We start from the raw sequence: 26,293 nt of genomic DNA, 5'->3' as shown, positions 1-26,293 counted from the left end.
TTTACTTGGCGGCGGCTTTGCCCTGGGCGCGGCGGTCGTCCACGTGCTTGAGCCACAGCTTCTCGGGGCAGTTGTAGCTGGCCACCACCACGTCGGGTGCGGCGCGCTTGAACACCTGCTTGCCCTTGACCGGGCGGGTGTAGACCACCGGGTCCACGATCTCGAAGTCGATCTCGATCAGGTCACCCTCTTTCGGGTCTTTCACCATCTTCCAGCGCTCGGTGAGTTCGGCCTTTTCCGAGCGCAGTTGCGGGCTCGGGTACAGGCGCTCGGCCAGGGCGGTGGTCTTGATGACCAGGGTGTCGTTGTCCCAGGTGGCGGTGGAGTAGCCGTTGATGCTGGGCGAGATGTTCTTGGGCGCGGGCTTGCCGTTCACGCGGATGCTGCGCGAGGTGTCGAACAGCTCGAAGAACACGTCAACGCGCTCGGCGGTCTGGTAGATCTCGGCCGGGTAGGTGCGGGCGCGCGACAGCATCATCCAGGGCATGCCCTTGAGGTCGCAGTACAGCGAGGGATCGTCTTTCTTGGGGTCCCACGACTTGAACTCGGCGGCCACCTTGGCGGCCTCGGGCGTGTACGGCGGCGTGCCTTGCTCGGGGCGAACCACCTTGGCCATGTCGAGCATTTCCCACACACCGTTGAAGTTGGGCTTGCCACCCAGGGCTTCAGACGACGAGGGCGACTGCGGCACCGAGCTGCAGGCCGCCAGGACCACGGTGGAGGCCAGCACGGCCAGGGCGCGCTTGAAAGGCAGGCGAGAAATCATGGGGGGTGTCTCCTGTTGTGAATCGAAAAAGAAAGCGTCGAAGCAGAGCGGATCAGTCGAGCGCGGCGTCATTGCCGCCCTTGTCGCCAAAGACCGTGCCGTCTTCAAAGTGGATCTCGCGGATGTAAATCTCGCGCGGCTGCTCCTTGTTCAGGTGCCCCACCACGCGGATCTTCAAACCCGGCGTGACCTTGGAGAAGTCCCAGCCACGGCGGCGCAGCAGGTTGGCCGCGCTGGTCTCCACGCGCCACTCTTCCGTCTGCCCTTGCTCGTTGGTCACCGCCAGCGTGATCTGCCCGTGCGGGTTGCGGAACGACGCGTCCTTCACCACGCCCGTGACGCTGTTGCGCTTGGTGATCTCCCACGCGGCGGGCGAGTGGTGGGCGTGCACGGCCACCGTGCCCAGGGTCAGCGCGGCCACCGCAGCGGCTTGCACCAGTTGGCGAATCGAAAACATGGCAGGTCTCCTCTCATGTGGGTCTGTCTGGGCCGGAATGGACCACTCCGGCAGGGGGATGGCGGCGATCTTAGGACCGAGACTTCATTCTTGTATTGGTGATTACACTAAGTATTTTGAGTTTTCTTTTGCTAGGCAATCTGAACCAATCGGGACCATCATGAACGGCCCCGGCTGTCGCGCGACTTGAAGCCGCAGGCCACGGCCGCCAGCCCCGACATCAGCGCCGCCAGCAGCAAACCGCGGTCGGCGGCACCGGCCCAACCGGCCGGGCTGAGCACCAGGCCACCGAGTGCGGCGCCCACCAGTTGGCCGCTCTGGCGCGAGATGGCGTGCATGCCGCCCACCGCGCCGCTGCGCTCCACCGGCGTGGCCGCCATCAGGGCGCGCACGTTCGAGCCGCTGAACAAGGCAAAGCCGGCGCCGGTGAGGGCCATGCGCCAGGCCACGTCCAGCGCGGTGGCGGTGCCGGGCAACCAGGCCAGCGACACCAGCCCCGCCGCGGCCAGCAAGAGGCCGGTGCTGCCCAGCCAGGCGGTGGACACCCGGTCGGACAAGGCCCCCGCCAGCGGGGCGGTGACCATCACCGCCAGGGGCCAGGGCGTGATGGCCAGGCCAGTGGCGCCCGGCCCCAGGCCCAGGCGGCCTTGCAGCAAAAAGGGCAGGCACACCATGGCCAGCACCTGGGCCACGAAGCAGGCGTAGGCAGCGGTGAAAGAGGCCGCGAACAAGGGCCGCTTGAGCAAATCCAGCGGCAGCAGCGCAAAGCCCCGCTGGCGCTCGCGCAGCACGAACGCCGCCCCCAGGGCCAGGCCCAGCGCGCACAGGGGCCAGCGCCAGGCACCGGCCAGCGGCGTGAGCACCAGCACCAAAGAAGCAAAGGCCGCGCCCTGAAGCACGGCACCCAGCGGATCGACGGCCGCCTCGCGCAGCACCGGGTTGCGCGGCAGCGAACGCCAGCCCAGCGCGGCCGTGGCGGCGGCGGGCACCAGCAGCAGCGCCAGCAGCGTTTCCCAGTTCGACCAGGCCAGTACCGCCCCGGCCACGCTGGGGCCGGCGGCATTGGCCGCCGCCACTGCCATGCCATTGAGGCCGATGAACCGGCCCAGGCGGTGGCTGGGGTGGGTGGCGCGCAGCAAGGCCATGCAGGTGGCCATCACCCCGGCGGCGCCCAGGCCCATCAAGGCGCGGGCCAGCAGCAGCGTGGGCAGCGGCCAGGGCGTGCGGGCCGACAAGGCGGCCAGCACGGTGGCGGCGGCAAACAGCGCCAGGCCGGCCATGAACACGCGGCGATGCCCGCGCGTGTCGCCCCAGGCCGCCAGCGGCAGCAAGGCCACCACGGTGGCCAGCAGGTAGAGGTTGACGACCCAGACGGTGACGCCGGCGTCCACGCCCAGCGACCGGGCCATGGAGGGCAAGGCCACGTAGGTGGTGGCATTGGCCAGCACCGTCATCACCACGCCCAGCACGATGGCCAGGGTGCTGAACCAGCGCCGGCGGCCTTTCAGCCCGTCGTGAACGGCCGCGCCCGGTGGCGGGGAATGCCCAGCCATGGCGCCCGGGCCCCGATCAGCGCCAGCGCGCGCCGTACACCGCCTCGGCGGTGCCACGCAGCACGGCCTGCACCTGCTCGGGCGAGAGCTTGGCGGTGGCGGCCCGGGCGGCGCCCACCATTTCGTCGTAGGTGCCGGCGGACTGGGCCACGTCAGAGCCCCACATCACGCGCTCGGCCGGGAAGTCTTGCAGCACGCGGTGCAGCACGTCGGCGCTGTTCACACCGTTCTTGGCCATGCGCGCCAGGTTGATGTGCGAGTACTTCAGGTAGACGTTGGCCAGCGGCTTGAGCGCCAGCAGGTCGGCGTCCACGCCGTAGTCGGGCGCACCGCTTTCCTCGATGGGGTTGGACAGGTGGTCCAGCACCAGGGGCACCTTGGGGAAGCGCTGGGCCAGCACCAGCAGGCTGCGCAGCACTTCCTGGCGGTTCCAGCGGTACATGTGCACGCACATCGACAGGCCCAGGCGCTCCACGGCTTCCCAGGCGCGCTGGGCGTTGTCGGAATCGAGCCAGCCGGTGCCCTGCCCTTTGGTCTTCTCCGACAGGCGCATGCCCACGGCGCCTTCGTCGGCCCAGCGGGCCACGGTGGCGGCAGAGTCGGCGGCGGCGGCGTCGATCACGCACACGGCCACCAGGCGGTCGGCGTGGCGCTTGGCCGAGTCGATCACGTAGGCGTTGTTGTAGCCATAGACGTGGGCGCGCTGCACGGCGCAGGCGCGCTCGACGCCCTGCTCGTCCATCAGGCCCAGCAGCACCTCGGCGGTGACGGGGTTGTCGAGCTTGCGGTCAAGTTCGCCCGACAGGGGCGAGACGGGGTAGCGGTCGAAGTCGGCCGAAACGAGGTGGGCGTGCGAGTCAAAGAGTTTCATGCGAGGGTGCGATCGAATCGTGAGAAAACGGCGGGGGCATCAGGCCACGCGGGCCATCTGCTGGCGGATGGCCAGGGCCGAGACCAGGGTGATGAACAGGGCGATGGTGATGACCACGAAGAAGCCCATGGCGGCGCCAAGGTTCAGCGCGGCCACGCCGGCGAAGGCGCTCACCACCGCACCAATGCGGCCCATGCCGGCGCCCGCGCCCAGGCCCGTGCCCTTGATGTAGGGCGGGTAGAGGTTGGCGCCCATGGTGTAGGTGAGGTTGAGCAGGCCGGCGGTGAAGAAGCCGAAGGCCGCCAGGCTGGGCATGGTGAAGGCCGCCACCTGGGCGTTGTACTGAAAGGCCACCGCGCAGGACATGGCGCTGGCCATGCCGCCGCCGCAGTACAGCAAGAAGGCCAGGCGCGAACCGAAGCGCTGCAGCACCCAGCCGCTGGCCAGGCCGCCCACCACGCCGCCCACGTTGAAGACCGAGATGCCCAGGCCCATGGTCATGGGGCTCAGGCCCTGGCCCATCATCATCACCGGGCCCCAACTGAACATGCTGTAGCTGGAGATGAAGCAGAAGAAGAAGGCCGACCACAGCAGCACGGTGCTGCGGCAGAACTCGGTGTTGAACAGGTCGCGCAGGCGCGCCTTGGGGCCGGTGCGGCCTTCGCCCACGAAGGGGGTGCCGGGTGCGAATTCGTGGCCGTAGCGGGCCATCAGGCGGCGCAGCTCGTCGCTGCGTTCGGGGTGCAGGGCCAGGTGGGCGGGCGAGTCGGGCAGCAGCGCGGCCAGCACGGCGGCCAGCAGCAATGGGCCCAGGCCCCCCAGCAGGAACAGGGTGTGCCAGCCGTGCGATTCGAGCACCAGCGAGGCCAGGCCACCGGCCAGGAAGCCCCCCAGCGGAATGCCCACCATGCTGGCGGCGATGGCGATGCTGCGACGGCGCACCGGCATCGACTCGAACAACAGGGCCATGCCGGCGGGAATGGCGCCGCCAATGCCCAGGCCGTCGAGCACGCGCACCAGCATGAGCTGCTCGATGTTGGCCACCAGGGACGACAGCGCGGTCATGCTGCCGAACAGCACCACGCAGCCAATGAGCGCGCGGCGGCGGCCGAACTTGTCGCAGAGGTAGCCACCCAGCACCGCGCCCAGGGCCACGCCCATGAGGCCGGCGCCCACCACGAACTTGAACGGGTCGCGGCTGAGGCCCCACTCTTTCATGAGCGCGGGAATGGCCACCGGCAGCACGGTGTTGGCCACGCCGTCCATGATGAAGACCAGCACGATGAGCAGCACCACCAGCTTCTGGTAGGTACCCAGCGGGTGATCGTTGATCACCTGCGAGGGGTTGATCGCGGCGGGTGAGGTGGTGGTGTTCACTGACGTGTCTCCGTTGGAATTTGTTATCGAAAGAATAGCGCCCTGGCTCAGCGCGATTGGCGCGCCAACAGGGTCTGCGCGTTGCCGCCGAACACGCCATCAACGGCCTGTGGGTAGAGCTGGCGCACCACCTCACGGCACAGGCCCAGTGCCTGGCCATAGCCTTCGCGCGAGGACACCACGGGGAAGTCGCTGCCCCACAGCAGGCGCTCGGGGCCAAAGGCCTCGAAGGCCGGGCGCAGCACCGGCGACGCCACGGCGGCCAGGGTGAACGGGTCGGCCGCCATCAAGGCAGGTCGCGCCAACAGCTCGCCCAGCCCGGGCAGCTTGATGCACACATGGGCATGGCGCGCCAGGCCGAACACGCGCTGGCGCGCGGCCACGGCGGCGGCATCGGCGTCGGGGCTGCTGTTGCTGCCCAGGTGCTCCAGCACGATGGTGAGCCGGGGAAACTGGGCCACCAGTGCGTCGAAGGCGGGGTCGCCAAAGGTGGCGCTGTTGCCCACGCAACTGACCAAGAGCCCCAGGCGCTCGGCCGCCCGCCAGATGGCCAGCGGGTCATCGCCCAGCGAGCGGTCGGTGGGGCGCAGGCGCACGCCCACCGCCCCTTGTGCGGCCTGGCGCTCCAGTTCGTCGCAGGCGTCGGCGCGAGACAGGTCCACGCCCACCACGCTCACGAAACGATCGGGGTGGCGTTGCACGCTGTCTTGCTGGTAGCCGTTGTCGAACTGGCCCAGCATCTGGATGAGCATGGCGCGTGAGACGCCATGGCGGTCCATGTGGTGCAAGAGTGTGTCGACGGGTTCGTACCAGCGGTCGCCGGTGTGGCAGTGGCTGTCAATGACCATGGGCTTTGGGGGCAAAAGCCGGCCCGCGTTAGCGGGCCGGCGGTCAGCAAGGGCGGACGATGGCGATCAGGTCGCCGCGGCTTCGGGGTGCAGGGGCACCTCGGCCTTCCAGTTGCTGGAGTCGGGGAAGCGCACGGTGGCGGCGCGGATCTTCGACCACGGCACGTCGGCACCCAGCACGGACGGGGTGGTGCCGTCCTTGGCGAAGTTGCGCGCGGCGCGAATCATCTGGCGACGCCAGGCGACCACGGCCACGTCGGAGCCACCCAGGTGTTCCTTGGTGCGGTCCAGGATGCGGCCCTGCGTCTCGCTCACGGCGTGGTCCTGCATCAAGATGCCTTCGATGCCCGACATGTTGGTCGTCTTCATCATCTGGCGGTCTTGCAGGTACCAGTTGTCGATGTTGCGCAGCTTGCGGAAGTTTTCGTCCACGTAGTGGCCGCCTTCCTTGATGCGGTACTCCACGTCAATGGGGGTGGTGTCGTCGAAGAACCACTGGATGTGCCAGGTGGACTCGTCGTCGCGCGGCACGAAGGCGTTGGCCATGCGGCGGTTCTTGCGAACGCCGGCGCCGTCCGGCGGGATCAGGGTGAAGAAGGGCATCACCACTTCGGTCACGCGGGCGTGCAGTTTGCCCTCGTCCACCAGGTTGCGCACGGCGCCGTAGCGCAGGCCGTACTTGGTGTATTCCACTTCGAGCTTGGGCGAGAGGTCTTTCTCGTGCTCGTACTTGGCGGGGTGGCCCCAGGGGCTTTCGCGGTGCAGCACGCCGGCGTGGGCCGAGTCGATGGTGCCTTCCACGGCCTGCGCGTAGTTGCAGTCTTCCAGCACCTTGAAGGGCACGCAGTGGCCTTCGGGGTAGTGCATCCACTCGAAGTCGGGGAACACGGGCTCGTGTTCGGCGGGGCCCATGTAGGTCCAGATCACGCCGGCCACTTCGCGCACCGGGTACGACTTGGCGCGCACGCGGCCCACCATGCTGGCGCCGGGCGGCTCGGCCGGGGTGTCCAGGCACTCGCCGTCGATGCCGAACTTCCAGCCGTGGTACAGGCAGCGCACGCCGTTCTCGGCGTTCACGCCCAGGGCCAGCGAGGAGCGGCGGTGCGGGCAGGCCTCTTCCAGAATGCCGACCTTGCCGTCGGTGTTGCGGAAGGCGATCAGGTCTTCGCCCAGCAGGCGAAAGCGCTTGGGGGCGCCGTCGGCCTCGGCCACTTCAGAGGCCAGCAGGGCCGGAACCCAGAAGCGGCGAACCAGATCGCCCATGGGCGTGCCTTGACCGGTTTGGGTCAGGATGTCGTTGTCTTCTTTCGAAAGCATCTCTCTCTCCTTGGAAAAATGGGGAAACGGGTGGGGTGCCGGTGGCCGGTTCAGGCCGCCGATTCGAGTTGGGTGGCCAGGGACCGCAGGGCCTGCACCGCGGTGTCGCGGTCCAGGTCAATGCCGATCAGGTCGTGAATGCGCATGACCTCGGCCTTGAGTTGGCGCCAGTGCGCGATCACGGCCGGCGCGGCGCGCACGTGCTGGGCCTGGCCCAGGCCCACGTCCACCCAGCGCCAGACCTCGTCGATCTCGGTCTCGCGGTAGATCAGCTCCATGTCGCCCGCCGAGGCCTCGATGCGCAGGGCCAGGGCCCGCAGCGTGGCCGGGCCGCAGTCGAGGATGTCGTGAAGCTCGTCGGCGCGGGCATCCACGCCGCCGGCCAGCAGTGCCGCGCTCATCGGCCCTTGACCCCGAACTTGGCGGGCGCCAGGCCCAGCAGGGCGCGGCCGTGGATGGCCATGGCGCCGTCCCAGGTGAAGGCGAAGTGCTGCGCGGCCGAGTTCACGTCGCGCCACAGGCGCTGCATCTCGGACGAGTCGTAGATGCCGGTGCCACCGGCCGCCTCGAACAGGCGGGTGGCGGCGTAGCGCGACTTCTGCGCGGCCCAGGCCCAGTCGCGGGCGATCTGCGAGGCCTTGAGCGAGGTGATTTCCGACGGGTCTTGGATCTCATCGCAGAACTGGGCGTTGGCCAGCACCAGGGCGTAAGCGGCGTCCAGGTCGGCGGCGGCCTCGGACAGGCGCGCAAACGTGGCCGACTGCTCGGCCAGTTGCAGCTCGCTGAAGGTGGACATGCGCGCAGCCGCGCCTTCCACGAAGTTGGCCAGGGTGCCACGGGCCATGCCCATGGGGGCACCGATCAGCGAGAAAGGCAGAACGGCCGTCCATGGCACGCCCAGGATGGGCTTGCCGGTGCGCTTGGCCTCGGCCGCCGCCACCACGCCCATGTCCTTGAACGACAGGGCGCGCGCACGGGGCACGAGCGAGTCTTTGATCTTGATGGTGCGGCTGCCGGTGCCGCGCATGCCGGCGGTGAACCAGTCGTCCACCACCTCGATGTCCGAGCGCGGCACGATCAGGAAGTGCGGCGCCATGCTGCCATCGGCGGCCTTCACCGGCACGCCCACCACGACCCAGCTGGCGTGGTCCACGCCGCTGCAGAAGCGGCCTTCGGCGTTGGTCAGGCGAATGGCGTCGCCTTCCACCACGGCTTCGCCATTGAGGCGGAACACGGTGGCCGACAGCGAGCGGCCGTTGGCGTGCACCTCGGCCTGGGTTTCCTGCGGGAAGAAGTTCAGGATCCAGCTATGGCCGGCCAGCACGCCGAACACCCAGCCGGTGGAGCCGCAGGCGCTGGCCAGTTCGGTGGTCACTTCCACCAGGGCGGCAAAGCCCAGGTTGGAGCCACCGTGTTCGGTGGGCGTGCCCACGCCGAACAGGCCGGCTTCCATGATTTCGGCAATGGTTTCGCGCGAGACCATGCGGTCGGCGTCGGTGCGGGCGGCGCGTGCCCGGATCTTGGGCAGCAGGGCCTTGACCGCGGCCATGGCGTCGGCGCGCGACTTCAAGACTGGCAAGGCAGCGCCGGTGGCGGCCTTGCGCTCGGTGGTGTCAACGTACATCTTTGGGCTCCGTGGGGTTCGGGGTGTGGCGGGCGCTGGCCTCAGACCGTTTCGGCGGGCTTCCAGCCGCGCATGGCTTCTTCGATCTGCAGGCGCCGCTCGTCCGTGAGGAACCAGCGGAAGTGGCCTGCCTTGGAAATGGGGGGCACGTTGTGGGCAACGCGCTCCCAGTGGTGACCTTCGTTTTCAGACACATAGACCTCGCCGGTGGCGGTGCCCACGCTGATGAGCACCTGCTCGCCCTGCTGGTGCAGGCCCATGGCTTCGATGTTGCCCACCACCGGGTTGGGCAGGCCTTCGCGGCGCTCTTGCCAGGTGGTGCCGAAGTCGTGGCTGACCATCACGGTGGCGTCGGCGTTGCGCTCCTTGGCCCATTCGCGCGGCGCGTGGCCGGGGCCACCCAGGTAGACGGTGTTTTCGTCGCGCGGGTCGAGGAACATGGCGTCGGGGTAGCCCACGCGCGACTGGCGGGTGAGCAGGTGTTCCCAGGTGATGCCGCCGTCCAGGCTGCGGAACAGGCCCTCACCGCCGCACAGCAGCAGGTGCTGGGGGTTGGACGGGCGAATCACCACGCGGTGGTTGTCGCGGCGGAACTTCTCTTCCACCAGGGCCACGTTTTCGTAGTCGGTCAGCTCGACCCAGCTCGCGCCGTCGTCCACCGACTTCAGCAGCGCGCCCTGCTCGATGCACACGTACAGCGTCTTGGGCTCGGCCGGGTGGAAGGCGATGTGCTTGACGTGGGCGATGTGCGGCGGGGGCGGGAAGGTCCAGCGGTCATTGCCGGGCACGTCGCTCACGGCGGGCAGATCGGTCCAGGTTTCGCCCATGTCGGTGCTGCGGTACAGGCCCACGGGCTCCGTGCCGCAATAGATCACGGTGCCTTCGGGGCGGGGCTGGGCCACCAGCATGTAGACGTGGGGGCGGTCCATGCCGCCGGTCTTCTGGCTCCAGGTGGCGCCGCCGTCGTCGCTGGCCCACAGGCCCTTGCCGCCGTGGGTGCCGGCCAGGATGCGGCCCGACACCGGGTCGTGCAGCACCGAGCTGATCTGGAACTCGACCAGCGCCCGGCGGGCCAGGGCCCAGGGCTTGCCCTGTGCTTCGCGCTCATAAATCAGCAGGCCCTGGATGGTGGCCACCAGCAAGGTGGTGGCCGGGCCGGCGCCCGAGGTGGTCGTCTGACCGTTCGGGGACAACACTGCAACGCTCATGAATCCTCCATTCGGCAAGGCCGGGGCGGGTGGCGCCGCGGCTTGTTCATCCCTGCTGACCGACGTGCACGGCCGCCAGGGGCTTCTTCCAATTCAGCCGACGCAGCGCGTCGATCCGGTTGTTGGGCTTGTGCGAATCATGCAACCGTGCCTGCGAACTTCACATAGGGACTTTCACTAACATGATTGCCTAGCAACTTGATTGGGCATTCTAGTGGAAGTTTTTGAAACGTCCAGCGGCAGTCGGGCAATGGGCACGCCCAGGCGACACCCCGGGCTTTCGGGCGCAAAAAAACCGCCGCCCGGCGCGGGCGGCGGTGGGGGTTGAGCGGCTGGGCTCAGGCCGTGATCAGGGCAGGCCCAGTTCCTTCTTGCGCTTGGCCAGGTGGCTGTCCCACAGGGCTTGCGGGCAGTTGTAGGAAAGGATGCGCACGCCCGGCTGGGCCCGCTTCCATTTCTGGGTGATCTTCTGCGGCTCGGTGTAGACCTCGGGGTCTTCGTAGACGCCTTCCACGTTGATGACGTCACCCACCTCGGGCAGCGTCTCCATGGTCCAGCGCTCGATCACGCGGGCCTTGGCGCTGCGCGGGAACGGATCTGGCATGGGGCGCGGCATCAGCTTGCGCGTCTCGATGACCAGGGTCTTGCCTTCCCAGCGGCCGATGGAATAGCCCTGCACCGAGGCACCGTCATCGGTCGGGAACGCCGTCTGGCCGATGTGGACGTTGCGCTCGGTGTCCATGCCCTCGAACAGCATGAACATGCGGTCTTCGTTCTGGTAGATCTCGTGCGGGTAGGTGCGGGCGCGCGAGCTCATCACCCACGGCATGCCGCGGTCGTCGCACAGCTTGATGCGGTCGTCCACGTCATTCACGTCGAAGTGCTTGGTGAAGTGGGCCATCTCCTTGGCGTACTTTTCGGTATACGGCGCCTTGGGGCCACCCGGGCGGGTCACGGCCTTGGCGTCCAGCATCTCCCAGACGCCATTGAAGTTCACTGGCGCGCGCTCGGCGGCGGCCTGCGTGGCCGGGCCCACGGCGCGCGGCGCGGCGGTTTGGGCAAAGACCAGCGAGCTGGCCAGGGCCACGGTGGTGCAGGCCAGTGCCTGCGCCATTTTTTGGAATTTCACTCGTTCATCCTCCACAAGACAAAGGCCTCGCCAGGGCGAGCGCCGCCCTCAGGCGAGGCCTGATAGCTCAAGCGCACCACCCGGCTGGGGTGGTGCCTTGTGTCGCGACAGGGCCGGTCAGGCCCGCATCAGAAGCGGAACGCCGCGCCCACGGTGATGGCGTTCACCGACTTGCCCTTGTCGGGGATAGCGCTGGTGAAGATGGGGATGCGCGAATCCGAGTCTTGGCGCAGCAGCGACAGGCCGCCGTAGACCATGAAGCCCGGCGCCACGTCGTGGGTGTAGGCAATGGCCAGGCCGGTGGCGTCGCGGTTGGCGCGCTGGTTGCTGTAGCGGCCCAGGCTCAGGCGGATCTGGCCTTCCTTGGACACCGGCACGATGGCACCCAGCAGCGCGGTGCGCTGGTTGCTGTTGTCACCGCCGGTGAGGGCCGGGTTGGTGGTGTCGCGCTGGATGAGGGTGATGTAGGGCTTGACCACGCCGAAGTCGTACGAAGCGGCCAGGGCGGCTTCGTTCACGTCGGTGCTGGTCTTGGAGCCGCTGGCGCGCAGCAGCAGCAGGCTGGCGTTGAGCGGGCCTTTGCCGTAGTTCAGCGAGAAGTCGAAGATCGACTTGTCGGTGTCCTTCGAGTCACGGCCGGCGTACGAGGTCTTCACGTGAAAGCCGTTGAACTCGGGCGACTGGTAGTAGATGGTGTTGTCGGTGCGGATGGTCGGGTTGATGTAGAAGCCCGAGGTCGAACCCGCCACTTGCGAACCCAGCGTGGTCAGCACGCCCCAGCCGTCCACCGTGGGCATCAGGATCGGGTCGTACTGCGTCATGAACTGGTAGGTGGGGCCTTGCTGGCGGCCCAGGCGCACTTCACCAAACTTCTTGCTGGCGATCGACAGGTAAGCCTGGCGCGACCACACGCGGTCGGTGCGGGCGGTGGCCTCGACCGGGTTGGTGGACGAACCGATGCGGCCCGAGTCCAGGTTGATGCCCGCCTCCAGGCGGCCACCCACGGTCAGGTCGGCGTTCACGTTGCGCGAGGCCAGGAAGCCCAGGCGCGAGCCGCCCACGCCGCCAGAGCCGACTTCGGTGGTGGTGTCGGTGACGCCGGCCGCGGTGGTGGAGTAACGCGCGGCGTACAGGTCGAACACACCGTAGATGGTGAGGTCGGTGCCCTTCACGGCGGTTTTGATGCCGCCCTCCTGCGCCATCGCGGGTGCGCAGGCCATCAGGGCTGCCACGCCAATCAATCCGAGTTTCATGCTGTCTCTCCTCAAGGTTCGCCCCCCGGGGGTGGGGCAGTGAGCGCGCATCAGGCGGCGCGCCATTTGTGTGATCAGGAAGCTGGTGCCCGCGCCTGCGGCGCTCAGCCCATGCCCTGGACTCATGCAGTCGCCGGCGTCTTTGCGGGATGTCGGCTAGGGCATGCGTGCTGGAGTCCATCCAACGCCGGCGACTCTACCATCGTGAATAACACATCTAATAGTGGTTTTCACTAGCTGTTGTGAATTGCAAGATTGCTATTCAATATAGGCTACCATCTTGGCAAAACAGGCGCTTCTGCGGCCTGTGCCGACAGAACCCCGAGAAGCCTTATGAACGCCAACACCCCGCCCAACGGCCCCCTTGCGGTGCGGCTGCGCTCCATCACCTACGCCGCGCGCGACACCCACCTGTACGAATTTGTCCGGCTCGACGGCCAGGCCATGCCCGACGTGGCCCCCGGTGCCCACGTTGACCTGCACCTGCCCAATGGCACGGTGCGCCCCTACTCGCTGGTGCGCGCCGGCCAGGGCCTGAAGTCGTACGTGGTGGGCGTCAAGCTCGACCCGAAAAGCCGTGGCGGCTCGCGCTACATCCACGAGAAGCTCATGGCCGGCACCGAGATGTCGCTGTCCGAGCCGCGCAACCACTTCCCGCTGAAAGAAGACGCACCGCACACCGTGCTGGTCGCCGGCGGCATCGGCATCACGCCCATCTGGTGCATGGCGCAGCGCCTGCAGGCCATCGGTGCCTCGTGGGAGCTGTGGTACTCGTGCCGCTCGCGCGCCGACGCCGCCTTCCTGGACGAAATGGCCGCCTTCGGTGATCGCGTGCACCTGCACTTCGACGAAGAGGCCGGCCACCTGCTGGACCTGCAAGCCCTGGTGGCCAAGGCCGCGCCCGATGCCCACCTGTACTGCTGCGGCCCGGCCCCCATGCTGGCGGCCTACGAAGCCGCCGCCGCCTCGCGCCAGCCCGAGACCGTGCACCTGGAGCACTTCGGCGCGGTGCAGGCCGCCGCCACCGACGGCGGCTTCGTGGTGGAACTGGCGCGCACCGGCGGCGAGCTGACCGTGCCCCAGGGCAAGAGCATTCTGGAAGTGCTCACCGCCCACAACGTGAGCGTGAATTCCTCTTGCCTGCAAGGCGTGTGCGGCTACTGCGAAGTGGCGGTGCTGCAAGGCGAGGTGGACCACCGCGACGCCATCCTCACCCCCAGCGAGCGGGCCTCGAACAGCACCATGATGGTCTGCTGCTCCGGGGCCAAGAGCGCCCGTCTGGTCCTTGACCTCTGACCTTCGCGAAAGACCCCCCCATGGCCAAGATCGTTCTGGGCGTCGGCACCTCTCACGGGCCGATGCTCTCCACCCCGCCCGAGCAGTGGGACCTACGCGTCACCGCCGACAAAGGCATGCGCCACCCCTTCCGGGGCCAGACCTACAGCTTTGATGAGCTGGCGCAACTGCGCACGCCCGAGCGGCTGGACCAGCAGATCACGCTGGACGTCTGGCGCGCGCGCCACGCGCAGTGCCGCCGCGCCATCAGCGAGCTGGCCCGCCTGTACGACGAGGTCAAGCCCGACATCGCGGTGATCGTGGGCAACGACCAGATGGAAATCTTCAACGACGACCTGGTGCCCGCCTTCAGCGTGCTCTGGGGCGACCAGATCATCAACAGCGAGTACACGCCCGAGCGCATGGCCAGCCTGCCGCCCGGCGTGGCGGTGTCGGTGAGCGGGCACATCCCGCCCGGTGGCGCGGTGCACGAAGCGGTGCCTGACCTGGGCCGCCACCTCACCGAGCACCTGATCGGCAGCGAGTTCGACATCACCGCCCTCAAGCGCCTGCCCGGTGACGAGACACCGCACGCCTTCGGCTTCGTGTTCCGCCAGATCATGAGCGACCGCGTGGTGCCCACCGTGCCGGTGCTGGTGAACACCTTCTACCCGCCCAACCAGCCCACGGCCAAGCGCTGCGCCGACTTCGGCCGCGCCCTGTTCCGCGCCATCGAGGCCTGGGACAGCGACGCCCGCGTGGCGGTGTTCGCCTCGGGCGGGCTGACGCACTTCACCATCGACGAAGAACTCGACCAGCTCCTGCTGTCGGCCATCACCGATGGCGATGTCGACCGCATCACGCAGGTGCAAGAGTCGTACTTCCAGGCCGGCACCTCCGAGATGAAGAACTGGATTCCCGTGGCCTCGGCCATGCAGGCCGGCGGCCTCAAGCCCACGGTGGTGGACTACGTGCCCTGCTACCGCTCGCTGGCCGGCACCGGCAACGCCATGGCCTTCGTGCACTGGCTGCCCTGAAGCGGCGCCCTTCCCTTCCACCCCCACCCACCCCAGCCCATGAACCCATCCGACTACGTGCGGCGCCTGCGCCGCCTGGACGCCTGCGCGGTGTCCGACGCCCTGGACAAACTCGGCCTGCGTGGCACCGCCACCGGCCTGCCCCAACGCTCTGGCAAAGGCCGCATCGCCGGCCAGGTGATCACCGTGAAGCTCGGCACCGGTGAGCCCCCGCCCGGACCACCCAAGCACCTGGGCTGCACCGCCATTGAAATGGCCGGCCCCGACCACGTGATCGTGGTCGAGCAGCGCACCGGCATCGAAGCCGGTTGCTGGGGCGGCCTGCTCACGCTGGGCGCCAAGGTGCGCGGCGTGGCCGGCGTGATCGCCGACGGCCCGCTGCGCGACGTGGACGAGGCCGTGGCCTACGAATTCCCCATCTTCAGCCGCAGCCTCACCGCCCTCACCGCCCGCGGCCGCGTGGTGGAAAAAGGCACCAACGTGCCGGTGCGCATTGGCGAGATCGCCGTGGACGGTGGCGACTACGTGCTGTGCGACGGCAGCGGCGCCATCTTCATTGCCGCGGCCGACATCGAGCGCGTGCTGCAAGCCGCCGAAACCATCGTCGCCAAAGAAGCCGCCATGGCCCGCGCCATCCTGGGCGGCACCGCCATCGGCCAAGTGATGGCCGGCAACTACGAACACATGCTGGAGAACTGAACCATGACCCAAGCCCCAACCGACACCAACGTGGCGCGCGCCGCCAAGCTCGACACCCCCACCCTGAGCGACGCGCTCGACAAGCTGGGCATCGTGGGCCAGTGCTACAAGATCAAGCCGCGCGACCCCAACTTCCGCCTCGCCGGCCGCGCCTGGACGCTGAAGTACGGCCCGGCCGCCAACCCGCCCGGCACGGTGGGTGACTACATCGACGACATCGAGCCCGGCAGCGTGATCGTGCTGGACAACAACGGCCGCGAAGACGCCACCGTGTGGGGCGACATCCTCACCGAGATCGCGCACCGCCGCGGCATCGCCGGCACGGTGATCAACGGCATCAACCGCGACACCCACCTGTGCCTCTCGCTGGGCTACCCGGTGTTCTCCATCGACAACTGGATGCGCACCGGCAAAGACCGCGTGCAAGTGGAAGCCACCGGCGTGCCGGTGAACATCGGCGGCGCGCGCGTGGCCCCGGGCGACATCCTCAAGGGCGACACCGATGGCGTGGTGGTGATCCCGAAGCAACACGAAGACCGCGTGCTGGCCGTGGCCGAAGAGATCGAGGCCGCCGAGCAGAAGATTCGCGACACCACCCGCGGCGGCGTGCGCCTGGACGAGGCCCGCCGCCAGTTCAAGTACCACCAGCTCCAGACCCGGGAGGCCCAATGAGCGACCGCCTTGACCCGGCCCTGACCACGCGCACCGACTTCGAGCGCGTCTCGGCCGCCACCGTGGCCGCCGCCACCGGCCTGCCCACGGCCACCTTGCACGAAGCCGCCGGCAAGATCGGCGTGATGCCCATGGCCATCAAGCCGGTGGCGCGAGGCATGCGCTTCGCCGGCCCGGCCCTCACGGTGCAATCGCCCGGTGGCGACAACCTCTGGCTGCACCGCGCCATCTACGCCGCCCAGCCGGGCGACGTGCTGGTGGTGAGCGTGTCTGGCGCCTACGAGCACGGCTACTGGGGCGAAATCATGGCCACCGCCGCCAAGGTGCGCGGCCTGGCCGCCCTGGTGATCGACGGCTGCGTGCGCGACGGCGAACTGCTGGGCGACATCGGTTTTCCGGTGTTCGCACGCGGCCTGTGCATTCGCGGCACCGGCAAAGACTTTGGCGCGCGCGGCTGGATCGGCCACCCCACCCTGTTCGACAACGTCACCGTCAACGCCGGTGACCTGGTGGTGGGCGACGGCGACGGCGTGGTGGCCATTCCACGCGAACGCGCCGATGCCGTCATCGAGGCCTCGCGCCAGCGCGAAGCCGCCGAGGCCGACCAGTTGCGCCGCATCGAGGCCGGTGAAACCACCATGCGCCTCTTCAACTTCGGGTAACGCACCATGACCATCAGCCTCGACGAGTTCAAGGCCGGCATGCGCCGCCTGGCCGCCGGTGTGTGCCTGATCACCACCTCACAGGGCGAGGGCCAGCGCAGCGGCCTGACGGCCACCGCGGTGTGCTCGGTGACGGCCGAGCCCCCCACCCTGCTGGTGTGCGTGAACCGCAAGAACGGCTCTTACGCCGCCATCAAGCAATCGGGCATCTTCGCGGTGAACGTGCTGGCCTACGACGACCGGCCCCTGGCCGACCGCTTCGCCAGCCCCATCGCCCCCGAGGAAAAATTCGGCCAGGGCCTGTGGCAGACGCTGGCCACCGGCGCCCCCGTGCTGGAGAGTGCCCTGGTGGGCTTCGATTGCCGCCTCACCAGCGCCATCGAGGCCGGCTCGCACGACATCCTGCTGGGCTCGATCGAAGCGGTGAAGGTGCGCCCCACCGACGTGAAGCCGCTGATGTTCGCCCACGGTGGCTACGGCGGCTTCTCGGCCGCCAACACCCCGCCCATGGCCGACCTGCTGTGGATGCCCACCTGGCCCAACCAGGTGGACTCTTGGTGGTGAACCCCACCGGCCCGGTGTCAGCGCGGCGGGTGCGCGGGCCGGGCGTGGTGGCGGGGGTGTCGCCAGCGGCCCCAGGCCACCACCGCCAGGCCCAGCAGGGCCACCGTCCACAGGGCTGAGAGGCCTAGGTCCAGCTCGAAGTTGGCCTGGGCGATCAGGGCAGGCGGCAGGTCTTGCACCCAGTCCAGCCACACGATCTCAAAGCCCGCGGTGAACAAGGCCACCACCACCGACAGGCCCAGCAACACCACCGTGGCCTTGGCCCGCCCGGGGTGACGGGGCGACCGCGCCAGCCACCGCCAGGCCAGCAGCCAGGCCAGACAACCCACCATCACAAAAGGCAGCGGGCCCACCGCCAGCGGCGAGAGCAAAAAGTGCAGCAGGCCCAACGGGGCCCAGAGGTACACCGTGCGCTGCAAGCGCTTCCAGCGCCGCCCGCCCAGGCGCCGCACGGCACCGTCGGTGGAGGTCAGGCCCAGGGCAAGCAAGCCCAGCGTGGCCACGGTGGCGAAGGCAATCGACCAGCGCCCCACGATCTCGCCTGCCATGGCCAGCCAGTCGGCCCGGCGAATGGCCACATAGGCCAGCACGTGCAGCAAGGCGTACACCAACGCGCCCACGCCGAGCTGGCGCCGCACCCACACCAGCGAGTGCCAGGCACCGATCTGGCTCAGCGGCGTGACGGCCAGGCAGGCCAGCAGCGCCCACAGCGACCAGATGCCGCTGTAATAAATGAGCGAGGGCAGCACCGAGTGGGCGAAGCCGCCACCCAGTGCCATGCCCACCGTCCACAGCCCTGGCAACACCAAGGCCGCCAGCACCGTGAGCTTGAAGAAAGAGAAGCGGCCGCGCGGATCGCGCCAGGGGACGAGGGACATGGTGGGCACCGTGGCAACAAAGCCGCCGGCCCGGCGCATCCTCATGACCCGCCGGGCAGCGGCGGCGCGCAGGCTATCAGATCTTCAGGTTGAACACCTTGCGGGCGTTGTCTTCGTAAATCATCTGGCGGTCGGCATCGGTGAGCCAATCGAAGCCGTCGATGTAGGGCTTGATGTCGTCCATGGTGCGGCCGGTGGCCGGGTTGATGGTGGAGCCCACGCCCGGGCACTCGGCGGCGAACAGGCAGCGGTCCACGCCCACGGTCTTGATCAGCAGGCGCAGCGCCTCTTCCGAATACAGCACCGTGTCGAAGTAGATGTTGCGCAGACCGTCCAGGAAGTCGTGCCCCTTGCGGTAGCCGCCCGACTGGAAGCGCCCGATCTGGTAAGGAATGGAGCCGCCGCCGTGCGAGCAGATCACCTTCAGGTTGGGGAAGTCCTTGAACACGTCCGAGTTCACCAGGCCATACACCGCGATGGTTTCCTCGTTGATGAAGTGCAGCGTGTAAGGCGTGCGCTCCGAGTACGAGCCAGTGGCGTGGATGTGCATCGGGATGTCGTACTCGCACAGCTTCTCGTACAGCGGGTACCAGTAGCGGTCGCCCAGGGGCGGGGCCTCGGTGCCGCTGTTCTCGTAGGGATCGGGGTTGAACAGCACACCACGAAAGCCCATCTTCACGCAGCGCTCCAGTTCGGGCAGCACGTTCTCGATGCGGTCACCCGAGACCTGGGGCAGGCCGGCCACCGGCACGAAACGGTCGGGCAGCAACTGGCAGGTGCGGGCAATGATGTTGTTGGTCTCTTCGGTGAACCAATGAACCAATTTGCCCGGCTTGGTGTTGTGCATCATCTGGAAGGGCCGGGGCGAGAGCATCTGCAGGTCGGTGCCCACGCGGTCGAGCATGTCGATGTGGCCGCACGGCGCCATTTCCTTCTTGTTGGCGTAGTGCAGGATCTCCTCGTCCGTCACCTCTGCCATGCGGCGACCGTGTTCGCCACGGTGGGACAAGATGAGCGCCTTGTAAGCCCACAGCTCGGCGGGGGGACTGACGTGACCGTGGCAGTCGATGATCATGAATATCTCCTTCGGGTTGACGATTGGCTTGGCTTAATGTAGAACCATCACAGAACCGGTTGCAATATTGGTTCTTATTGGTTCCATCACATGACCCCATCCCCTGACACCCCCGCCAGCGAAGGCCTGGACGACCAGCCCGAGGTGGCCAAGGCCCTGCGCGCGCTGCGCGACCGCCTCGAACAACAGCTCAAGACCCACCAGCGCCGCCTGCCGCCCGAGCGGCAGCTCGCCGCCGAGTTGGGCATTGGCCGCAACACCGTGCGCCGCGCCCTGGCCTTGCTGGAACAAGACGGCCTGATCGTTCGCCACGTGGGCCGTGGCACCTTCATCGCCGGTGGCGGCGGCCTGGCGCCACCCCAGTTGCACGCCCTCACCACCCAGGGCGCATTGGCCATCGACACCTCGCAGGGCCTGAGCCCGCGCGAGCTGCTGGAGGTGCGCTACGCCCTGGAGCCGGCCATGGCCGAACTGGCGGCCACCTGCGCGCGCCCGGCCGACATCGCCGAGATGCGGGAATGCCTGCGCCAGCGCGAAGAGGCCAGCCACCTCGACGCCTACGAGCGCTGGGACTACGCCCTGCACATGTGCATCGCCAAGACCACCCGCAACGCCATGCTCATCGAGCTGCTGGAACTGGTGAACCGCCTGCGCCGCACGGCCGGCTGGCGGCAGTTCCGCCGCGCCTCCATCCAGCCCGCCGAGCGCCAGCTCTCCAACGAACAGCACCGCGCCATCGTGGACGCCATCGCCCGCGCCGACCCGGCCGCTGCCTTCGCCGCCATGCGCCTGCACCTGGGCGCCGTCTCCGGCCACTACCTGCAACAGGTCCCCAGCCCCGCCCACCCCCTTGCCGCCGATGCCGACTGACACCGCCCCCACCCCCGCCGCCAGCCAAGACCCCGCCACCTTCGCCTGGCATGACGCCTTCCTGCTGGGCTTTGGCGAAATGGACGCCACCCACCGCGAGTTTGTTGACGTGGTGCAAGGCCTGCTGAACGCCGACGCCACCACCATGCCGCAGCGCGTGCAGGCCTTCATCGACCACGCCCACCGGCACTTCGGCGAAGAAGACACCTGGATGCGAGAGACCGACTTCCCCGCCGCCGACTGCCACATCGCCGAGCACGCCCAGGTACTGGCCTCGGCCGTGGAAGTGCTGGAACGCGCCCGCGCCGGCGACGTGGCCACCGCCCGCCGCTTCGCCGAAGAACTCACCCGGTGGTTCCCCGGCCACGCCGACTACCTCGACTCGGCCCTGGCGGCCTGGATGGTCAAGCGCCGCCACGGTGGCAAGCCGGTGGTGCTGCGCCGCCAGATCGCCTGAGCGGCAGCGGTGCGAACTGGGCGCAATCACCGGGCGAAATGATCGTTAAATCGAGTTTTACAGCCCTGACGATCGATTTCACGATCTCGTCATCCCTGACCGACTTCAACTGGCTATGATGTTCGTTTAATCAAGTTCTAACCTGATTAGCCTCGAATAATCGAACATGAAAGTCAGCCAAACCGCCATGCTTTCTCCTCGCCAGCTTGAGGAGTGCGCTCGCCTGGGGCGGCTGCTCGCCCGGCTGCGCCAGGCGCGGCAAGTGAAGCAGTCAGACGCCGCCTTGCGCGCCGGGCTGTCCCGCAACACGGCCTACCGCCTGGAAAAAGGAGACCCGGGACTCGCCATCGGGCAGGTGTTGCGCTATCTCGAGGCCATCTCGCCGGGCAGCACCCTGCTGGACCTGCTGTCTGAAACAGAGCCGGCTCTGCTGGCCCTGGCGGCACGCGAGAAGACCCAGCGCGTTCGCGACCTGAGTGCGGCCGAGCTGAAAGAGCTCGATTTCTGAGCCGCCCATGGCAAGCCAGAACCTCAAGTTGATGGTCTTCGCCCACCTCGGCGCGCAGTGGAAGCCATGCGGGCAGTTGCTCATGACCGAACAAGGCACCGAAGTGCAAGCCGCCAGCTTTGCCTACGGCCTGAACTACGCGCGGCGCCCGGACGCCCTGGAGGTCGACCCCGTCAGCCTGAGTCTTCGCCGCCCGCAAGACGTGCTGGGCAAGCGCCTGCTGCCCATCAACCGGCTGCCACTGTTCGGCGGCATTCGCGATGCCGCCCCCGACGCCTGGGGGCGACGTGTCATCGAGGCCAAGCTCAAGGCGCCGGCCAACAGCCTGCCGGAATCCCAGTACCTGCTGCACGCCGGCAGTGAGCGCGTGGGGGCGCTCGACATCCGCTCCAACATCACCGACGGCCCGACCCTTGGCCCCCAGGTGTCACACGACCTGACACACCTGTTGGAGGCCGCCGACCGCATCGAAGAGGGGCTGCCGGTACCGGCGCACCTGCAAGCCATCTTTGTGGACGGCACCGCGCTCGGCGGCGCACGCCCCAAGGCCTCGGTGCGCGACGAGGATGGGGTGCTATGGCTGGCCAAGTTCTCCAGCCGACAAGACCGCTTCGACGTTCCCGGCGTGGAGTGCGCCGCGCTGCGGCTGGCCGCTGAAGCCGGCCTGCGCGTGCCCCCACTCGACATGCGCGCCGTCGGCGACCGCAAGGTCATGCTCATCCGCCGTTTCGACCGCTACTGGGCCGCACCGACCACGGCGCCTGGCCCGGCGGACGACCTGTTGCGCACCACGCCCGGCCATGGCCGGGTGGAGCACCGCCTGGGCTTCGTCAGTGGCCTGACCATGGTGGCTTGCGACGAAACGGAATCGCGCACGAAGGGCTATGGCGACCTTGCACAAGCGGTGCGTGACCACTGCCACCCAAGCGTCATCCGCGCGGACAACGAAGAACTCTTCAAGCGCATGGTCTACAACATCTTTGTCAGCAACGATGACGACCACCTGCGCAACCACGGCTTCCTCTGGGACCCCAGATTGCCCGGCTGGCGCCTGAGCCCGCTGTACGACGTCTTGCCGCGTGCCAGCCAGGCGACCGAGCGCTTCCTGCACCTGGGGATAGGCCCTCAAGGGCGCCTGGCCACCCTCGACAACGCGCTGGCGGCCCACGCCAGGTTCACCCTCTCGACGCCAGAGGCCGAGCAACTGATCGCCGATGTCTGGAAGACGGTGCGCGAGTGGAAGGTCTTTTTTGAGCGCGCTGGCGTGTCCGCACTGGAGATCGACAAGATCGCGCCCGCGTTCCGGCATCTGGACGACGTGTCCACACCCGCTCTGCGCAAGCGACTGCCCTAGCGCAAGCATTGGCCTTGCATGCGCGCGCCATGTGCCTGACCGGTGCCGGGCCAGCGACCGGCGCCGGGCAAGGCCTGAGCCCCAATGAAAAACGCGCCCCTCGGGGCGCGTGTTGGCTGGAGAGGCGGCGGATCAGAGGCCGCGGTCGCGCAGCACACCCAGCAGCACCTCTTCCACGTAGGTGCGCTCCTCGTCGTACACGGCCATCAGGCGCTTGAGGTCTTTCTGCTCCAGCGCGGCAATGAGCTTGTGCTCTTGCTCGCAGGCGCGCCCCACCTTCTTGTTGCCCTTGGGGCTGCCCGTGGCCAGCAGCAGCGAGCGGTAGCGGTCGGTCAGGGCCCAGAGGCGCACGATCTCGCGCAGGATGAGCTTCTGCGGCGACAGGTCAAAGATGGCGAGCTGGAACTCGCGGTGCTTCACCGCCCACTGCGAGCGGTCGTCGGCGGCCACGATGCTTTCCAGCTCGGCCACCATGGCCTTGAGCTGGGCCAGGCGCGGCTTGTCGGGCCACTCCACGGTGGAGAGCAGGTCCACCTCAAGCAGGTGGCGCATGCGGTAAAGCTGGCGGGCCTCATCGCTGGAGAGCGGGGCCACGAAGAAACCGCGGTTGGGGTCGTGTTGCAGGCTGCCTTGTGCGGCGAGCAGTTTGAGGGCTTCGCGCACCGGCACGCGGCTGGTCTGGAAGCGCTCGGCCAGTTCGGCCTGGCCCAGGTGAACACCAGGCGACAGCGTGCCCCGGTTGATCAGCGCCTGAATCTCATTGGCAATTCGCGCTGGCACGTCAACCACTGGCGTGTTGTTTGCAGAGTCCACGATTGTTAGCTCAAAAAGATAGCCCACGAGGGTAGCACAGCTATCGTGAAAATGCCCTCCACCACCTGGGGGAAGGCACTAGGGAAAACGCCCAAAACCCGCGTCTGGCGCGGGTTCCGGCACAAAAGCGGCACGATCAGGCGTCGCGCCGCCAGGGGCTGACGGTGACGTGAATGGCGCCCTTGACCTCACGGCCGGCGGTGGCCTTGATGGCCAAGTCCACCTGCTCCAGCGGGTAGTCGTGCGAGCACACGCGCTCCAGCGGCCAGCGCCCGCTGGCGATGTAGCGCAGGGCCAGCTCCACGGCGGCGTAGCTGCGCCCGCGCGGGGCACGCACCGTGAGGTAGCGCTTCTTGATCTCACCGATGGGCACCGACTGCTCCAGGCCGTTGAGGCTGAGGTAGGCGCCCTTGGCGGCCAGCGCCACGGCCGTGGCGGCCACGCTGCCGGTGGGGTCGCCGGTGGTGTCCACCACCACGTCCACGCCACGCCCGCCGGTGATCTCCATCACGCGGCGGCTGAGGTCTTCCTGCTCGGCGTCGATGGCCACGTCCGCGCCCAGGTGCAAGCTCAGGTCCAGCCGGTCACGGTCGCGCGTGAGGCCGACCAGGATCACGTTGTAGGCACCCGCTGCCTTGGCCGCGAGCACGCAGCCCAGGCCTTGCTGGCCGGGGCCGAACACCAGCACCGTCTTGCCCGGGCCGGCGCCACCGTCCAGACAAGCCCACTGCACGCCGTTGCCAAAAGGCACGGCCAGCGTGGCCAGACGGGCGTCAAGGTGGGCCGGGATTTTGTGCATCACCGCGTTGGCCGGCAGGTGCATGTACTCGGCGAAACCGCCCCACAGGTGCGGCGCGGCCTCGCAGGTGCTCATGCCGAAGCGCGGGGTGTTGAGGCGGTCTTTCACGTTGAAGAAGTCCACCTCCATGCACAGGCGGAAGTCGCCCTTCATGCACCACTCGCAGTGCCAGCAGGGCAGGTACTCGTGCAGGGCGACGCGGTCGCCCACCTTCACGCCCCAGCGCCGGGCGGCCACCTCGCCCACCTCGTCGATGGTGCCCACGTTTTCGTGGCCCATGATGATGGGCGCGTGGTTGGGCTTGCGGTAGACCTCGGGGTCGCTGCCGCCCACGCCGGCGCACTCCACGCGCAGCAGGCCGGCGTCGGGCGCCACCACGGGGCGGGGAAACTCGCGAATTTCGATGACTTCGGGCGCGGTCTTGACGGCCGCGCGAACAGTGGCTTGGGACATGGGTTGGCGAGGGGTGAGGCGGCCGCTCAGGACCAGAGTTCGGGGTAGGCGATCAGGCGGCCGCAGGCCACGGCCAGGAACCAGAAGCCGATGGACAGGGCCGCGCACAGGCGGGCCAGCGCGGGCGAAGGCTGCTGGGCGTCCCAGGCCGCCACGCTGCGGTGCACACGGAACTGGAAGAAGCCCGCGTTCAGCCCGGCCAGCACGATGAGCACCAGCTTGGACAGCAGGAAGGGGTTCTCCAGAAAGTAAGAACCGTCGGTGATGAACATGCTCACGCCGCTGAACACCACGATGGCGAAGCCCGACCACACCCAGGGCAGCAAGTACTTCTCGGTGAGCGTCACCGGCAGCACGCGCGAGAAACCCAGCAGGCGCAGGTCGGTGAGGGTGATGGCGCCCACCAGCAGGGCCACGCCCATCAGGTGCAGGCTCTCGAAGATGGCGTAGCCCCAGAGCGAGGTGCCGACCCAGGTGCCGTAGGCGGAGTATTTGAGTTGAAGCAGGAATTCGGTCATGGTGTGGTGCGCGGTTCGGCCGGGGCCCAGGAGATCAGTCTTTGCCGCCGATGTAGGCCAGCAACTTGCCCATCACGATGATGGTCAGCAGCAAGAGCACCGACAGCGCCGCCAACGCCTTCTGGCGTGCGCCGGCCTGGGTCGGGGCCACCGCTGCCGCGAACTGCCAGCGGTACAGATAGACGTTGACGGCCACGGCCAGTGCCAGCAGCACCAGCTTGATGCCCATCACCGGGTTGACGGCGAAGATGTGCAGAAAGGCCACCGCCATGTGCACGCCGGTCAGCAGGAACAGCACCAGCCCCACCAGCACCCAGCGGTAGAGGTGGCGCGAAAAATCGCGCAGCGGCAGGTCGCGGGCGGCGCCGAGCACTCGCACATTGCCCGCGATGAGCGAGCCCACCACGATGGAGATGCCGATGATGTGCACCACCTGCAGCAGGGGGTACAGGATGTCGGAGTTGCGAATCCACTCCGCGTAGGCGCTGGCGTCTACCCGTTCGATCAGGCTCATGGTGTTTCAGGGTTGGGATTGAGAGGGCGACTTCGCCATGCCGCCAGCGAGGTGACGGGCCAGGGTGTCGATGTCGGCGGCATCCAGGCGCCCTTCCCAGGGCGGGCAGGTGCCGGCACGGCCCTGGGCGATGCTCTCGAACAGGGCCTGGCGCGTGGCGCCGTATTGCAGGCGCGGCGCCAGCAGGTTGGGGCCGCCCACGCTGGTGTTGCCGCGCGCGTCCTGGCCGTGGCAGGCCACGCACCATTCAAAGTTGGCTTTGCCGCGCAAAGCGGCGGCGGCATCGGCCGGCTGCTGGCGCAGTTGCAAGAGGTATTCCACCAGTTCGTGCACCTCGTCGTCGGAGAACTCGGCGGCATTGGTCTTGAAGGCGGGCATGATGCCGCCCCGGGTGGCCGCATGGCCGGGCACGCGAATGCCGTGGCGAATGGTCTGTGCGATGGACTCGGCGCTGCGGCCCCAGGCCGCCAGACCGCCCGACAGGTCGGGCACACCGGGCCCGCCCTGCTTGTTGGCCCCGTGGCACTGGGCGCAATGCTGGCGGTACAGCGCCTCGGCGCGTGCCTCGCCCCGGGCCTGGGCCGAGGCCAGCACGGGCAGCCAGGCCAGCAGCACGAGAACGAACCCGTGCCGCCAGCGGGCGCGGGCCGTGGTGACAAGAGAAGAGGCGATGAAGCGAGGCATCGGGGCGCGATGGGTGAGACCGGACTTGCATCAAAAAGATGCAAGATTGAAATATTTA

At 68.2% G+C, this 26,293-nt stretch carries 29 protein-coding genes; 10 read left to right on the top strand and 19 right to left on the bottom strand.

The features are described 5' to 3' along the window. Nucleotide 1: 1 nt before the first annotated feature. From ACE3RQ_RS03060 to ACE3RQ_RS03005, 12 genes are all read right to left on the bottom strand, one after another. A complete protein-coding gene (locus tag ACE3RQ_RS03060; RefSeq protein ID WP_374519806.1) occupies nt 2-766 on the bottom strand; it encodes a hypothetical protein in 765 nt (254 codons plus the stop codon). Between the two features lie 52 nt (nt 767-818). Continuing rightward, the gene (locus ACE3RQ_RS03055; protein WP_374519804.1) at nt 819-1,223 is read right to left on the bottom strand and encodes a DUF6152 family protein; all 405 of its coding nucleotides are present in this window, start codon (nt 1,221-1,223) and stop codon (nt 819-821) included. A 158-nt stretch (nt 1,224-1,381) separates the two neighbouring features. After that, a complete protein-coding gene (locus tag ACE3RQ_RS03050; protein WP_374519802.1) occupies nt 1,382-2,776 on the bottom strand; it encodes an MFS transporter in 1,395 nt (464 codons plus the stop codon). A gap of 16 nt (nt 2,777-2,792) precedes the next feature. Then, on the bottom strand, nt 2,793-3,647 hold the full coding sequence (locus ACE3RQ_RS03045) for an amidohydrolase (protein ID WP_374519801.1): 855 nt from the start codon (nt 3,645-3,647) through the stop codon (nt 2,793-2,795). Nucleotides 3,648-3,686: 39 nt separating this feature from the next. Beyond that, the gene (locus ACE3RQ_RS03040; RefSeq protein ID WP_374519799.1) at nt 3,687-5,024 is read right to left on the bottom strand and encodes an MFS transporter; all 1,338 of its coding nucleotides are present in this window, start codon (nt 5,022-5,024) and stop codon (nt 3,687-3,689) included. 47 nt (nt 5,025-5,071) lie between these two features. Beyond that, nucleotides 5,072-5,872 (bottom strand): amidohydrolase, encoded by an 801-nt coding sequence (locus tag ACE3RQ_RS03035; protein WP_374519797.1) that lies wholly within the window; start codon nt 5,870-5,872, stop codon nt 5,072-5,074. Nucleotides 5,873-5,938: 66 nt separating this feature from the next. Then, on the bottom strand, nt 5,939-7,189 hold the full coding sequence (locus tag ACE3RQ_RS03030; RefSeq protein ID WP_374519795.1) for a Rieske 2Fe-2S domain-containing protein: 1,251 nt from the start codon (nt 7,187-7,189) through the stop codon (nt 5,939-5,941). A 50-nt stretch (nt 7,190-7,239) separates the two neighbouring features. Next, nucleotides 7,240-7,590, bottom strand: a complete 351-nt coding sequence (locus ACE3RQ_RS03025; protein ID WP_374519793.1) for a hypothetical protein — start codon at nt 7,588-7,590, stop codon at nt 7,240-7,242. After that, nucleotides 7,587-8,813, bottom strand: coding sequence for an acyl-CoA dehydrogenase family protein (locus tag ACE3RQ_RS03020; protein ID WP_374519791.1), 1,227 nt, complete (start codon nt 8,811-8,813; stop codon nt 7,587-7,589). Before ACE3RQ_RS03020 ends, ACE3RQ_RS03025 begins: the two co-directional genes overlap by 4 nt. Before the next feature lie 41 nt (nt 8,814-8,854). Next, nucleotides 8,855-10,021 carry a WD40/YVTN/BNR-like repeat-containing protein gene (locus ACE3RQ_RS03015; RefSeq protein ID WP_374519789.1) on the bottom strand — a complete coding sequence of 389 codons (1,167 nt, stop codon included), beginning with the start codon at nt 10,019-10,021 and terminating at the stop codon, nt 8,855-8,857. Nucleotides 10,022-10,370: 349 nt separating this feature from the next. After that, the gene (locus ACE3RQ_RS03010) at nt 10,371-11,150 is read right to left on the bottom strand and encodes a hypothetical protein (RefSeq protein ID WP_374519787.1); all 780 of its coding nucleotides are present in this window, start codon (nt 11,148-11,150) and stop codon (nt 10,371-10,373) included. 128 nt (nt 11,151-11,278) lie between these two features. Further along, the gene (locus ACE3RQ_RS03005) at nt 11,279-12,403 is read right to left on the bottom strand and encodes a porin (protein WP_374519785.1); all 1,125 of its coding nucleotides are present in this window, start codon (nt 12,401-12,403) and stop codon (nt 11,279-11,281) included. A gap of 333 nt (nt 12,404-12,736) precedes the next feature. Between ACE3RQ_RS03005 and ACE3RQ_RS03000 the strand changes: the two genes are divergently transcribed. The 6 genes from ACE3RQ_RS03000 to ACE3RQ_RS02975 are packed head-to-tail and all read left to right on the top strand — an operon-like array spanning nt 12,737 to nt 17,312. Then, nucleotides 12,737-13,699 carry a 2Fe-2S iron-sulfur cluster-binding protein gene (locus tag ACE3RQ_RS03000; RefSeq protein WP_374519783.1) on the top strand — a complete coding sequence of 321 codons (963 nt, stop codon included), beginning with the start codon at nt 12,737-12,739 and terminating at the stop codon, nt 13,697-13,699. Between the two features lie 20 nt (nt 13,700-13,719). Beyond that, nucleotides 13,720-14,715, top strand: a complete 996-nt coding sequence (locus ACE3RQ_RS02995) for a protocatechuate 3,4-dioxygenase (protein ID WP_374519781.1) — start codon at nt 13,720-13,722, stop codon at nt 14,713-14,715. 39 nt (nt 14,716-14,754) lie between these two features. Continuing rightward, the gene (locus ACE3RQ_RS02990; RefSeq protein ID WP_374519779.1) at nt 14,755-15,414 is read left to right on the top strand and encodes an RraA family protein; all 660 of its coding nucleotides are present in this window, start codon (nt 14,755-14,757) and stop codon (nt 15,412-15,414) included. A gap of 3 nt (nt 15,415-15,417) precedes the next feature. Next, nucleotides 15,418-16,086, top strand: a complete 669-nt coding sequence (locus ACE3RQ_RS02985) for an RraA family protein (protein WP_374519777.1) — start codon at nt 15,418-15,420, stop codon at nt 16,084-16,086. After that, nucleotides 16,083-16,748, top strand: a complete 666-nt coding sequence (locus tag ACE3RQ_RS02980) for a 4-carboxy-4-hydroxy-2-oxoadipate aldolase/oxaloacetate decarboxylase (protein ID WP_374519775.1) — start codon at nt 16,083-16,085, stop codon at nt 16,746-16,748. The genes ACE3RQ_RS02985 and ACE3RQ_RS02980 overlap by 4 nt, the downstream gene beginning before the upstream one ends. Nucleotides 16,749-16,754: 6 nt before the next feature. Further along, nucleotides 16,755-17,312: a flavin reductase family protein gene (locus tag ACE3RQ_RS02975; protein ID WP_374519773.1), complete on the top strand. Its 558-nt coding sequence runs from the start codon at nt 16,755-16,757 to the stop codon at nt 17,310-17,312. 17 nt (nt 17,313-17,329) lie between these two features. Here ACE3RQ_RS02975 and ACE3RQ_RS02970 read toward each other — a convergent pair whose 3' ends face one another. Further along, nucleotides 17,330-18,190, bottom strand: a complete 861-nt coding sequence (locus ACE3RQ_RS02970) for a sulfite oxidase heme-binding subunit YedZ (RefSeq protein WP_374519771.1) — start codon at nt 18,188-18,190, stop codon at nt 17,330-17,332. Between the two features lie 76 nt (nt 18,191-18,266). Next, nucleotides 18,267-19,265: an amidohydrolase family protein gene (locus ACE3RQ_RS02965; RefSeq protein ID WP_374519769.1), complete on the bottom strand. Its 999-nt coding sequence runs from the start codon at nt 19,263-19,265 to the stop codon at nt 18,267-18,269. 90 nt (nt 19,266-19,355) lie between these two features. Here ACE3RQ_RS02965 and ACE3RQ_RS02960 point away from each other — a divergent pair, with 90 nt between their 5' ends. From ACE3RQ_RS02960 to ACE3RQ_RS02945, 4 genes are all read left to right on the top strand, one after another. Next, nucleotides 19,356-20,135, top strand: coding sequence for a FadR/GntR family transcriptional regulator (locus ACE3RQ_RS02960; RefSeq protein WP_374519767.1), 780 nt, complete (start codon nt 19,356-19,358; stop codon nt 20,133-20,135). Then, entirely contained in the window at nt 20,125-20,592 is a 468-nt protein-coding gene (locus ACE3RQ_RS02955; RefSeq protein WP_374519765.1) for a bacteriohemerythrin, read from the top strand. The genes ACE3RQ_RS02960 and ACE3RQ_RS02955 overlap by 11 nt, the downstream gene beginning before the upstream one ends. A gap of 166 nt (nt 20,593-20,758) precedes the next feature. After that, the gene (locus ACE3RQ_RS02950) at nt 20,759-21,100 is read left to right on the top strand and encodes a helix-turn-helix domain-containing protein (protein ID WP_374519763.1); all 342 of its coding nucleotides are present in this window, start codon (nt 20,759-20,761) and stop codon (nt 21,098-21,100) included. Nucleotides 21,101-21,107: 7 nt separating this feature from the next. Then, the gene (locus ACE3RQ_RS02945; RefSeq protein ID WP_374519761.1) at nt 21,108-22,454 is read left to right on the top strand and encodes a type II toxin-antitoxin system HipA family toxin; all 1,347 of its coding nucleotides are present in this window, start codon (nt 21,108-21,110) and stop codon (nt 22,452-22,454) included. A 132-nt stretch (nt 22,455-22,586) separates the two neighbouring features. Here ACE3RQ_RS02945 and ACE3RQ_RS02940 read toward each other — a convergent pair whose 3' ends face one another. The 5 genes from ACE3RQ_RS02940 to ACE3RQ_RS02920 all read right to left on the bottom strand — a co-directional run bounded on the left by ACE3RQ_RS02940 (nt 22,587) and on the right by ACE3RQ_RS02920 (nt 26,235). Next, nucleotides 22,587-23,267: a GntR family transcriptional regulator gene (locus ACE3RQ_RS02940; protein WP_374519759.1), complete on the bottom strand. Its 681-nt coding sequence runs from the start codon at nt 23,265-23,267 to the stop codon at nt 22,587-22,589. A 136-nt stretch (nt 23,268-23,403) separates the two neighbouring features. Next, nucleotides 23,404-24,519, bottom strand: coding sequence for a zinc-binding dehydrogenase (locus ACE3RQ_RS02935; protein WP_374519757.1), 1,116 nt, complete (start codon nt 24,517-24,519; stop codon nt 23,404-23,406). A gap of 26 nt (nt 24,520-24,545) precedes the next feature. Beyond that, the gene (locus ACE3RQ_RS02930; RefSeq protein WP_374519755.1) at nt 24,546-25,037 is read right to left on the bottom strand and encodes a DUF6644 family protein; all 492 of its coding nucleotides are present in this window, start codon (nt 25,035-25,037) and stop codon (nt 24,546-24,548) included. Between the two features lie 34 nt (nt 25,038-25,071). Continuing rightward, nucleotides 25,072-25,551, bottom strand: coding sequence for a hypothetical protein (locus ACE3RQ_RS02925; RefSeq protein ID WP_374519753.1), 480 nt, complete (start codon nt 25,549-25,551; stop codon nt 25,072-25,074). Nucleotides 25,552-25,557: 6 nt separating this feature from the next. After that, nucleotides 25,558-26,235 (bottom strand): c-type cytochrome, encoded by a 678-nt coding sequence (locus tag ACE3RQ_RS02920; RefSeq protein ID WP_374519751.1) that lies wholly within the window; start codon nt 26,233-26,235, stop codon nt 25,558-25,560. Between the last annotated feature and the right edge of the window lie 58 nt (nt 26,236-26,293).

Source organism: Hydrogenophaga sp. (assembly GCF_041913525.1).
Taxonomy (GTDB): domain Bacteria; phylum Pseudomonadota; class Gammaproteobacteria; order Burkholderiales; family Burkholderiaceae_C; genus Hydrogenophaga.
The sequence above is the reverse complement of the archived record's forward strand: the minus strand, read 5'-3'. Positions and strand labels throughout refer to the sequence as shown.